This window comes from Actinomycetospora chibensis, from assembly GCF_028737215.1.
Classification (GTDB): Bacteria; Actinomycetota; Actinomycetes; order Mycobacteriales; family Pseudonocardiaceae; genus Actinomycetospora; species Actinomycetospora chibensis.
Genome location: NZ_JAQZAM010000036.1, coordinates 24,678 through 34,337 on the forward strand (window position 1 = coordinate 24,678; position 9,660 = coordinate 34,337).

Annotated in this window: 10 protein-coding genes; 6 read left to right on the forward strand and 4 right to left on the reverse strand. The window is 74.1% G+C overall.

The genetic code is table 11. The annotated features are described in order from the left end of the window. The first annotated feature begins 225 nt into the window (after positions 1 to 225). The 3 genes from PH189_RS29505 (at position 226) to PH189_RS29515 (ending at position 2,940) form a co-directional block, all read left to right on the forward strand. A complete protein-coding gene (locus PH189_RS29505; RefSeq protein ID WP_274192438.1) occupies positions 226 to 1,506 on the forward strand; it encodes a hypothetical protein in 1,281 nt (426 codons plus the stop codon). Positions 1,507 to 1,510: 4 nt separating this feature from the next. Further along, the gene (locus tag PH189_RS29510; RefSeq protein WP_274192439.1) at positions 1,511 to 2,161 is read left to right on the forward strand and encodes a class F sortase; all 651 of its coding nucleotides are present in this window, start codon (positions 1,511 to 1,513) and stop codon (positions 2,159 to 2,161) included. A gap of 119 nt (positions 2,162 to 2,280) precedes the next feature. Beyond that, positions 2,281 to 2,940, forward strand: a complete 660-nt coding sequence (locus PH189_RS29515) for a phosphatase PAP2 family protein (RefSeq protein WP_274192440.1) — start codon at positions 2,281 to 2,283, stop codon at positions 2,938 to 2,940. On the opposite strand, the gene PH189_RS29520 is transcribed toward PH189_RS29515, so the two are convergent. Continuing rightward, positions 2,888 to 3,652: a methyltransferase domain-containing protein gene (locus tag PH189_RS29520; protein ID WP_274192441.1), complete on the reverse strand. Its 765-nt coding sequence runs from the start codon at positions 3,650 to 3,652 to the stop codon at positions 2,888 to 2,890. The two genes, PH189_RS29515 and PH189_RS29520, sit on opposite strands and share 53 nt — an antisense overlap. Further along, positions 3,649 to 5,154, reverse strand: a complete 1,506-nt coding sequence (locus PH189_RS29525; protein WP_274192442.1) for a WS/DGAT/MGAT family O-acyltransferase — start codon at positions 5,152 to 5,154, stop codon at positions 3,649 to 3,651. The genes PH189_RS29520 and PH189_RS29525 overlap by 4 nt, the downstream gene beginning before the upstream one ends. A gap of 229 nt (positions 5,155 to 5,383) precedes the next feature. On the opposite strand from PH189_RS29525, the gene PH189_RS29530 reads away from it, so the two are divergent. The 3 genes from PH189_RS29530 (at position 5,384) to PH189_RS29540 (ending at position 8,300) form a co-directional block, all read left to right on the forward strand. Further along, positions 5,384 to 6,103, forward strand: a complete 720-nt coding sequence (locus PH189_RS29530; protein ID WP_274192443.1) for a hypothetical protein — start codon at positions 5,384 to 5,386, stop codon at positions 6,101 to 6,103. A 65-nt stretch (positions 6,104 to 6,168) separates the two neighbouring features. Next, complete coding sequence (locus PH189_RS29535) at positions 6,169 to 6,612, forward strand: MarR family winged helix-turn-helix transcriptional regulator (RefSeq protein ID WP_274192444.1); 444 nt, start codon at positions 6,169 to 6,171, stop codon at positions 6,610 to 6,612. Continuing rightward, positions 6,609 to 8,300, forward strand: coding sequence for an MFS transporter (locus PH189_RS29540; protein WP_274192445.1), 1,692 nt, complete (start codon positions 6,609 to 6,611; stop codon positions 8,298 to 8,300). The genes PH189_RS29535 and PH189_RS29540 overlap by 4 nt, the downstream gene beginning before the upstream one ends. Positions 8,301 to 8,374: 74 nt before the next feature. Here PH189_RS29540 and PH189_RS29545 read toward each other — a convergent pair whose 3' ends face one another. Both PH189_RS29545 and PH189_RS29550 read right to left on the reverse strand, forming a co-directional pair. Next, positions 8,375 to 8,671 carry a hypothetical protein gene (locus PH189_RS29545; protein WP_274192446.1) on the reverse strand — a complete coding sequence of 99 codons (297 nt, stop codon included), beginning with the start codon at positions 8,669 to 8,671 and terminating at the stop codon, positions 8,375 to 8,377. A gap of 225 nt (positions 8,672 to 8,896) precedes the next feature. Further along, on the reverse strand, positions 8,897 to 9,319 hold the full coding sequence (locus PH189_RS29550; RefSeq protein WP_274192447.1) for a hypothetical protein: 423 nt from the start codon (positions 9,317 to 9,319) through the stop codon (positions 8,897 to 8,899). Between the last annotated feature and the right edge of the window lie 341 nt (positions 9,320 to 9,660).

A 9,660-nucleotide genomic window follows, 5' to 3' on the forward strand; every position in this document is an offset into this window, starting at 1 on the left:
CGGGAGTGTCGAGGTGGCTCTCGTCCGCCGAGGCCAGGCGGTCGATCCGCCTACCGGGACCTCTCGTCGAAGCCTTGACGACCCCGCTACGTCAGCCATTCGAGTGGATCTGTGGAGGGTTGGGGGGAGATCTCGGGGAACGGGTAATGGATGTGACCCTCCGTGCGACGCGTAGAGCGAACGGCTGAACGCACTCGGCCGCGAGCGCACTGAAGGGGAGTACCGATGAAGGGTCGACGGAGCAGCGGCAGCGCCGCGGTCGTGCTGGCCGGCTGCGTGGGGCTGGCGGTGATGGCTCCGGGGCTCGCGCTCGCGGCGCCGGTGGCCAGTGCGACGACGGAAGCGGAATGCGAGGCGCTCGGCTACACCTGGACCGGTGGCGTCTGCGACGACGGCGTCCTGGTGACCGACCCGGCGGACAGTGCTGACTCGGTCGACCCGGCGGACTCCGCTGACCCGGTCGACTCCGCTGACCCGGTCGACCCGGTCGACCCGGTCGACCCTGTCGACCCGGTCGACCCGGCGGACCCGGTCGACCCGGCGGACCCGGTCGACCCGGTCGACCCGGCGGACCCGGTCGACCCGGCGGACCCTGTCGACCCGGTCGACCCGGTCTACCCGGTCGACCCGGCGGACCCGGTCGACCCGGCGGACCCGGCGGACCCGGCGGACCCGGCGGACCCGGTCGACCCGGTTGACCCGGCGGACCCGGTCGACCCGGTCGACCCGGTCGACCCGGCGGACTCCGCTGACCCGGTCGACCCGGCGGACCCGGCGGACTCCGCTGACCCGGCTGACCCGGCCGAGCAGGAGGCGCCAGCCACCGAGGACGACATCAAGGACGCTGTCCCGGACGTGCAGGAGGACATCGACAACCTGCTGCCTGGCACGAACAAGATCGGGCTCCCGAACCTGCCGACGATCCCGCAGCCTGTGGACGGCAAGTTCGACAACGTCAACGACGCCTGCCTGAACGCGATCTCGCAGCTGAAGTTCCCCGCCGGGACGTCGGGCCTCGGGAACCTCAGCAACCAGCTGCAGGACTTCTGCCGCGGTCTGGACACGACCGACGTGCACGTCTGCCTCGAGCACCTGCGTGACGTGGTCAAGCACCTCTGCCCGACCGTGATCGAGTACAACACCACGATCAACTTCGTCAACACGCACGTGTCGTACGAGTGGTGGGGCGCCTACTGGCACCACCGCTACGACGTCGACTGCGACGAGCTGACCTACGACGAGGCCAACGCGATCCTCGACTGGGACCGTTCGGACCCGTTCCGTCTGGACCGTGACGACGACGGCGAGGCCTGCGAGGCCAACGCCCACGGCGACGACGTCGAGACCGTCGTGTACGACAGCTACCCCGTCGGCGGTGTCGCGACCGGCGACGGCAGCACGGACTCCGGCGCCTCGGGTGTCGAGGTCGCGCTGGCGGCCGGCGCGCTCGGCGGCCTCGGTGTGACCGGCCTGGCCCTCGTCCGGCGCTTCGCGCGGCAGGGCTGATCCCATGGGCACCGTGATGGACCGCAAGGACGAGAAGACCGGCACGCACGGGACCACCAAGGCGGCGATCGCCGTCGTCGCGGTCCTCGGGCTGCTGCTCGTGGTGGCCTACGTGATGGGCAACCCCTCGCAGCGGACCGGCCCGACGAGCGTCGCGCTGCCGGCGCAGCGCACGGCCGTTGCGCTGCCGCTCCAGGCCTCCGGCACGACGAACCTCCAGGTCCCGTCGATCGGGGTGGACACCCGGCAGCTCACCGAGCTGGGCCAGACCGAGGACCGGCGCCTCGAGGTGCCGAGCGACGCCACGACCGTCGGCCACTACGCGGGCGGCGCGGCACCCGGCGAGCGGGGTCCGGCGGTCTACGCCTCGCACGTGAACTACCGCGGGGTCGACGGCGGCTTCGCCCGCCTCGCGGAGGTCGAGGCCGGTGACCAGGTGCTCGTCGAGCGCCAGGACGGGGTCACCGTCGTCTACGCCGTCGACCGGGTCGACATGGTCCCGAAGGACGCGTTCCCGACCGCCCAGGTCTACGGGCCGACCAGCGGCCCGGAGCTGCGCCTCATCACCTGCGGCGGGGAGTTCGACGCCGACGTCCGCAGCTACGAGGACAACGTGGTCGTGTACGCCCGCGCGGTGGAGGCCTACCGGGCGTAAGCGGCGACGTAGCGACGACGGCCGGGCCCCGGGGCAGGGGGCCCGGCCGTTCTCGCTTCTCAGGCCCCGCACAGGCCGCGGTCAGCCGGACCACACCCGCCGCACGGACCGTGGGGATCATGACCACCCTCGCGACCGCCCCGACGGAGCCTCTCCTCGATGCGCCGGCACGGAACGACAGGCGCGGGGGGACCGTCGCTGCGGGCACCGCGGTGCTCCTCGGGATCGCGGCGGTGATCGGCTCCTACGTCGTCGCCGTGCTCGACCCGACCGGCCGGGCCCTCGACGACGCCGTGCTGCGGACGGCCACCGGGCTGGGCCTGCGCGGCGAGGGCCTCGGGGTGCTCGAGCTCGTCGGCATCCCCTCGGTGGGCCTGGCGGTGGTCGTCCTCGCCGGCCTCGCGCTCGTTCGCGGGCGGGGCGATCGGGCCCTGACGGTGGTCGCCCTCGTGGTCGGCGCCCAGGTGGTGACCCAGTTCCTCAAGGCCGGGCTCGTCCGCCCCGACTCCACCGAGGGCAACTCCCTGCCCAGCGGCCATGTCACGCTCGTCGCCTCGCTCGGCGTCGCCCTCGTGCTCGTCGTGCCGCGGTTGCTCCGGCCGCTCGCCGGGCTGGCCGCGCTCGCGGTGACCGGCCTCGCCGGGGTCGCGACGATCGTCGCCGGCTGGCACCGGCCCAGCGACGTCGTCGCTGCGCTCGGGGTCGTCGCGGCGACGACCGGCGTCCTCACCCTCGTGGGGGCGGTGCTCCGGGGGCGACGGCGTCCACGATCTGGATGAGCCCGTCGTGCGGGGTCGAGACGCGCACGAAGCCGTGCCGGACGAGGGCGTCGGCGAGCTCCCCGCGGCGGAACAGGCGGGCCTGACCCCCGCGGGCCAGGAGCTCGGTGGTGAACCGGAACGGTCCGGGCGCGTGGCCGGGCACGGCGGCGGCGAGGCGGCCGCCCGGTCGCAGCACCCGCGCGATCTCGATCAGTGCGGTGTCGAGGTCGGGCACCAGGTGCAGGCACAGCGAGCAGGACACGGCGTCGACGACGGCGTCGCGCAACGGCAGCGACATCGCGTCGGCGCGGACGAGGACGGCGTTCTCCGCGGTGACGGCCTTCGCCGCGCGGGTGAGCATGGCCGGGGAGAGGTCGGCGCCCACGACCAGCCCGCGCGGCCCCACCGCGTCGGCGAGGTGGCGGGTGAGCGTCCCGGGTCCGCAGGCCAGGTCGAGCACCGTGTCGCCCTCGAGGAGGTCGAGCCGTCGCGCGACGTCGTAGAAGTCGCGCACGAGGTCACCGCCGGCGAACCCCGGGACGGCGCCGCCGAACCGGTCGCCCGCGGCGAGGAGCCGGTCGTAGGCGCCGGCACCACCGCCGGTCTCCCACAGGTCCTGGACGCGACCCCGCGAGCCGGGACGACCTTCGACCAGGTCGATCCACGGCGCGCCGTCGTCCGGCGGCAGCGGGACCACGAGCAGGTCCGCGAGACGCTCGCGGGCGCTCACCCGGCGTCGTTTCCGGAGCCCCGCACCGCCGCACGCAGCGCCTCGAACTCCTCGACGACGGCGTCGGCGAGCGTGTGGAGATCGGGCATCAGCTCGGCGCAGGCCAGGAGCCCGATGTCGAGCTGGTCGACGTAGCTCTGGACCGTGATGTTCAGGCCCACCGGGTCGGCGACCGCCGAGACCGGGATGTAGTGGGTCATCTGGGCGCCGCCCAGGTACAGCGGCTCCCGTGGTCCCGGCACGTTGGACACGACGGTGTTGAACGGGGCCGGGGCGACCGTGCTCCACCGGGTCAGCGCGCGGCTCACCGCGGTGACGGTGGCGGGCACGCCCAGCCCCGCCGCGTCGGGCGTGAGCTCGCCCGGTAACGCGGCGAACACCTGCTTGGCGACGCGCAGCGCGTCGTGCGCCGCGCCCAGACGCGCGAGCGGGTCGTCGATGTCGGTGGGCAGCGCCGCCACGGTCGCCGACACCCGGTTGGTCCACTGCTCGTCCTCGTCACCCTCGCGCAGCGACACCGGGATCATCGCGGTGAGGGGCTGGTCGGGCAGCTCACCGCGCTCGAGCAGCCACCGTCGCAGCCCGCCTCCGCACAGGGACACCACGACGTCGTTGATCGTCGCGCCGGCCTCCTTCCCGACGGCCTTGACCTCCGCCAGCGGGAGGGTGCGGTGCACGAACTTCCGGTAGCGGCTGACCGGGGCGTTGAACGGGGTGGGCGGCGTGACGAGCGGGGGCAGGCGGGGGAGGTCGTGCTCGGGATCGCGCTCGCGGCCGACGTTGAGCACCGAGCCCAGGGGGCCCCGCAGGCTCCCGCGCACCTTGTCGGCGAGGTCGATCACCGCGGGGTTGCGGCTCGCCCGGGCCACGCTCTGGCCGGCCCGTGCCGCGAGCAGCAGCCCGCGCGCCGGGCGACGCAGCCCGTGCGCGGCGGCGCGGGCGAGGACCCCCGCGGTGGAGGGCGGCTCCTCGGAGGTCCACTCGCCCGCGTGGCTCGGGGGCTCGGCGTCGGGGACGTCGTCGAGCATGAGCTCGAGGAGGTCCGCGCCCGCGGCTCCGTCCACCGCGCTGTGATGGATCATGGTGAGGATCGCGAACCGGTCGGCTCCGCCGTCCTCTCCGGCGAGCCCCTCGATGACGTGCGAGACCCACAGCGGGTGCTCACGGTCCATCGGCGCGGCGATCAGCCGGCCCACGAGCTGGTCGAGCTGGTCGTCGGTGCCGGGCGGGGGCACCGCGCTGTGGCGGACGTGGAAGTCGAGGTCGAAGTCGGGGTCGGCGATCCAGTAGGGATGGTCGAGCCCGAACGGCACCTCGACCAGCCGCCGCCGCAACGGCTCGAGCTGGTGCAGCCGGTCGGCGAGCTGGCGACGCCAGGCCGGGTAGGGCGCGAAGTCGGGGTCGTCGGGCCGCTCGAGGATCAACAGCTGGCTGACGTGCAGGAACTGGTGGTCGTCCTCGAGATCGAGGAAGGCCGAGTCCAGACCGGACAGCTGCTTCACGGTGGGGGACCTCCACGTCGACGACCACGGCGGGGGCACAGTCTGTGGCCACCGGGCGTCCCGCGGCCACCCGGCGCATGCGGGGCATCGCGATTCACCTCATCGGTGGACTCAAGTCCTCGCGACGGCCTTCGTAACCTCCGGACGTCACGTCCGTTGAGCGGTCCGGAGGAGTGCTCACTCGATCGGTGGTGCACGCCGGACCTCACGAGCGGACGGAGAGCCAGACATGGGACGGCACCAGTCGGCGGCGTCCTCACGTCGTGCCCGGGTCGCGCTCGGCGCGCTCCCGCTGGTCGCCACCGTCGGGGCCATCGGTGTCGGGTCCGTGGTGATGAGCCCGGCGAGCTCCGACGCGCCGCTCGGGCCGCCGAGCGTCGGCGGGGGCGCCGGGGCGCCGGCGGTCGCGCCCCCGCTCGGGCCGGGTCTCGCTCCGGCGCCGGTCACCGTTCTCGACCTCGCTGCCACGGACGGGTCGGTCGTCCCCGAGGGTGTTCCCGGCAGCACGATCGGCCGTGCCCGGACCGGGAGCGGGGGCTCCCGGGGTGACGACGCGCCGGCCTCGGGCCGCGCGACCCGCGCCGGCGCGACCGCGGGCGGCGAAGAGGTCGCCCGCACCTCATCGGGCCGCGACGTCGCGATCCCCGCGCGCGGCGGCGCCTCGGGCGGAGGGTCCACGGGCTCCGCCCCCGGCGGTGGTGGCGGCGCGGACGGTGGCGGCTCCGGCAGCGGGTCGGGCGGTTCCGGGGGAACGGCCTCGTCCGGGGGCTCGGGCTCCGGCGGCGGTGGGAGCGACGACGGCGGCGGCTCGGGCGGCTCCGGCGGCGGCGGCCTGCTCGGCGGCGTCGTGGGCGGCCTCGGCTCGACCGTGCACGGCGCGACGTCGCTGCTGTCCTTCGGCGGCGGCGACTCCGAGGGGTCGGACTCGGTCCTTTCCTTCGGCTCATGAGCCGCTCGGGCTCCGTGCCCGCCGACACATCGACCGACAATATAGTTAGCTGATACAACGGCCTGGTGACGGCACCGACCGACGAGCGCCTGGCCACCGCGGCCGCGCTGGACACCTTCGCGGCGTGGGCGATCCGCTCCACCGCCGGGCGTGACCTCAGCCTGACGACCGCGTCCACGCTCGCGACGCTCGACCGCGACGGACCGCAGCGTCTCTCCGACCTCGCCGTGCGCGAGGGCGTGACCCAGCCGAGCATGACCGCGCTGGTGACCCGCCTGGAGCGTGACGGTCTCGCCACGCGCGGCGCCGACCCGAGCGACGGCCGGGCGGTCGTGGTGACGCTGACCGACGCGGGACGCGAGGTCCTCATCGCGCGGCGGACCCGGCGCGCCGCGCGTCTGGCCGAGCTGCTCGACCACCTCGAGCCCGACGAGCGCGCCGCCGTCGACGCGGCCGCCGGGGCGCTGTCACGCCTGACCCGAGCCGCACCCTCGCGAGGAGCGTCGTGAGCACGTCCCCCACCGCCAGCCCGTTCCGCCAGCCGAAGGCCGTCTGGGCGGTGGCGTTCGCCTGCGTCATCTCCTTCATGGGCATCGGCCTCGTCGACCCGATCCTCCCGGCGCTGGCCCAGCAGCTCGCGGCCACGCCCGCGCAGGTCTCGCTGCTGTTCACCAGCTACCTGCTCATCACCGCAGTGGCCATGCTGGTGACCGGCTGGGTCTCCAGCCGCATCGGCGCCAAGGCCACGCTCGTGACCGGTCTGTCGATCATCGTCGTGTTCGCCGCGCTGGCCGGCGCATCGGGGAGCATCGGCGAGATCGTCGGCTTCCGGGCCGGCTGGGGGCTGGGCAACGCGCTGTTCATCGCCACGTCGCTGGCGGTGATCGTCGCCTCGGCCAGCGGCGGGTTCGCCGGCGCGATCATCCTCTACGAGACCGCGCTCGGTGTCGGCATCGCGCTCGGCCCGCTCGTCGGCGGCCTCCTCGGCTCGGTCAGCTGGCGCGCTCCGTTCTTCGGCGTCGCCGTGCTGATGGCGATCGCGCTGATCGCGACGCTGGTGCTGCTGGACAAGACACCGAAGCCTGCGACGAAGATCGGCCTGCTCGACCCGATCCGGGCGCTGCGCCACCGCAGCCTGGCGACGATCGCGGTGACCGCCTTCGCCTACAACTGGGGCTTCTTCACCCTGCTCGCGTACTCGCCCTACTCGATGGGCGACCTGTCCGAGCTCGGCCTCGGCGCCGTCTTCACCGCGTGGGGCGTGCTGGTCGCGATCTTCGCGGTGTTCGTGGCCCCCGCGCTGGAAAGCCGCTTCGGCACCGTGCGGGTCCTCTACTTCGTGCTCGGGCTGCTCGCGGTCGACCTGCTCGTGATCGCGGTCTGGAACGACACCCCGGGCGTCGTCATCGGCGCGGTGATCGTCGCCGGCGCCATGATCGGGCTCAACAACACGCTGGTCACCCAGGCCGTCATGTCGGTGGCCCCGGTCGAGCGCCCGGTCGCGTCGGCGTCCTACAGCTTCGTGCGTTTCCTCGGCGGCGGCCTCGCGCCGTGGATCGCCGGCCTCCTCGCCGAGGCGTTCCTGCCGAACACCCCGTTCTGGGTCGGCGCGGCCGTGGTCGCGGTCGGCATCCTCGTGCTGTCCACCGCCCACCGGCTCCTGCGCGCCGTCGAGACGGGGGAGGACGCGGTGACGACCGAGGACACCGAGCCCGACGACGCACCCCGTCCGGTCCTCGTCGCGGTCGACGGGGCCCCGCAGGCCCCGGCGGTCGCCGCGGCGGGCGGGCGGCTCGCGGTCCTGTTGGACGCGCCGCTGGTCGTCGTGCACGTGCCCGAACGGGCGCTCGTCGACGACGCGGCGGCCGACGACGGTGCCGGCGGCGCCCTCGACCGCTCCCTCGCCGCCGCGCGCGAGGCCCGCGGTCCCGGTGCGCCGGTGAGCTCCGAGACGCTCGCCCCGGTGGGCACCCACGGCGACGTGGGCGGCGAGCTGGTCGCGGTCGCCCGCCGTCACCACGCCCGGGCGGTCGTCGTCGGCCTTCCGTGCGACGGGGCGCTCGCGGCCCTGGCCGCCCCGAGCGCCGACCGGGCGCTGTGGACCCGCGGGCCCTGCCCCGTCGTGGTCGTCCCCGACGGGACCGACCCCGCGGAGCCGGTCGTGCCGAACGAGGCGGCGGTGCCCGCCGGGCGCTGACCCCCGGACACACTAAACGGGCCCGGTCCACCGTGTCGGTGGACCGGGCCCGTTTCGTGTGCGGGTGTCGTGCCTCAGGCAGGAATGCTCGGGAGCTCGAACTGGCTGGGCAGCTCCGGGAAGAAGTCGCTCGGTGCCGGGAGCTTCGGCAGCGACGGCGCGTCCGGCAGGCCGGGGACCTCGACGCCGTTGAAGGTGTTGCCCTGGCCGTTGCCCTGCCCGATGACGTTGCCGGTGTCGACGCCGACGTTGCTGCCCTCGGAGGTGACGTTGTTGTTCTCGTCGACCTCCGACTGGGCGGACGCGAACGGGGCGGCGACCATCAGGCCGGCGGCGACGCCGACGGTGACGACGCCCATCTTCTTCAGCACGAGAACTCCTAAAGGTCTGTCGGGGGAACAGGCGATGGGCCGGAGAGCTGAGGAGCGCGGCACCGACGCCTCGGAGGACTCAACGAGGCCGTGACGTCCTCGTGATCTCGACGTGCGGGATTGTCCCCGAACGGGGGATGTCCCCGGAGGAACTCTCGGCCGAGGAGCACGGCGGCCCGGCCACCGAGAACGGTGACCGGGCCGGCGCGGACCTCGGGCCGAGGCTCAGAGAACGTCGACGGTCATCGGGTCGACGGGCGCCTCGGGCGCCTCGGGCGCCTCGGCGGCTTCGGAGACCTCGGGGGCCTCGGAGACCTCGGCGTCCGGCGTGGGCAGCGCGGCCTCCTCGCCGAGCACGCTCACGGCGACGTTGTTGCCGCTGAGGTTGCCGTTGAGGATGTCGTTGCAGACGATGTTGAGGGCGTTGGCGCCACCCACCGGGGCCTGGACGAGGGCGTTGCCCAGGACCGAGTCGCCGTCGATGCCGCCGTTGGCCTCGGCGGAACCGCCGGTGACGTTGCAGTCCGAGGACCCGCCGTGGTGCTTGCCGTGGCCGTCGTGACCCGACTCGGTGGCGGAGGCGAACGGCGCGGCGACCATCAGGCCGGCGGCGACGCCGACGGTGACGACGCCCATCTTCTTCAGCACAAGGACTCCAGGTGTCTCGGGGGAGCGGGGTGGGCGGCTTGGCCGGGGAGCACATCGCCCACGTTCCGAACGGCCCAACGAGGACGTGACGGCAGCGTTACCTCTCGCGGCGCGAACCCCCCGAACGTGGCATGGAGTCCGGTGCCCCGGCGGCCGAGACGCACGAAGGCCCGGCCACCGATCGGTGGGCCGGGCCGTCGCGAGGTTCTGGTGGCGTTCGCCGCAGCGGATGCCGTCAGAGGTTCACCGAGCTCAGATGGGCAGCGCGCCGCCGAGCACGCTCACCGCGACGTTGTTGCCGCTGAGGTTGTCGTTGAGGATGTCGTTGCAGACGATGTTGC

Bases quoted from the DNA above. Each gene is read 5' to 3' on its own strand.
- PH189_RS29505 (WP_274192438.1), top strand. From the start codon at position 226: ATGAAGGGTCGACGGAGCAGCGGCAGCGCCGCGGTCGTGCTGGCCGGC.
- PH189_RS29510 (WP_274192439.1), top strand. From the start codon at position 1,511: ATGGGCACCGTGATGGACCGCAAGGACGAGAAGACCGGCACGCACGGG.
- PH189_RS29515 (WP_274192440.1), top strand. From the start codon at position 2,281: ATGACCACCCTCGCGACCGCCCCGACGGAGCCTCTCCTCGATGCGCCG.
- PH189_RS29530 (WP_274192443.1), top strand. From the start codon at position 5,384: ATGGGACGGCACCAGTCGGCGGCGTCCTCACGTCGTGCCCGGGTCGCG.